General features: G+C 49.2%; 1 pseudogene. It reads right to left on the bottom strand.

The window, feature by feature from the left end:
• Window positions 1–187 (bottom strand): annotated as a pseudogene (locus SB773_RS33215) (N-acyl-D-amino-acid deacylase family protein); the annotation flags it as partial.
• Window positions 188–254 lie beyond the last annotated feature (67 nt).

Below are 254 nucleotides of genomic sequence, written 5' to 3'. Positions count from 1 at the left end.
GGTCAAATGTGATCTCGATCCCCTCCGCCCGGGCCTGTTCCATTTTATCCAATGCCTTTTGAAAGCTGGCGCGGTTTCTTCGCCCAATTACCTTGAAGTGAGAAATGTGGAGACGAACACCTGAACCGCGGGCAACATCAAGCATCTCGTCAATCGCTTCGAGGATATGGTTGCTTTCATTGCGCATATGGACAACGAAGCAGCCATCGTATTTGGCAGCTCCTTTACATATTTCGATCAGCTCTTCTTTGCAC

The sequence above is a fragment of the Bacillus sp. SIMBA_074 genome (assembly GCF_046534555.1).
In the GTDB taxonomy this organism is placed as follows: Bacteria; Bacillota; Bacilli; order Bacillales; family Bacillaceae_G; genus Bacillus_A; species Bacillus_A mycoides.
Note: the sequence above shows the minus strand (reverse complement) of the source record. Positions and strands in the feature narration are given on the sequence as shown.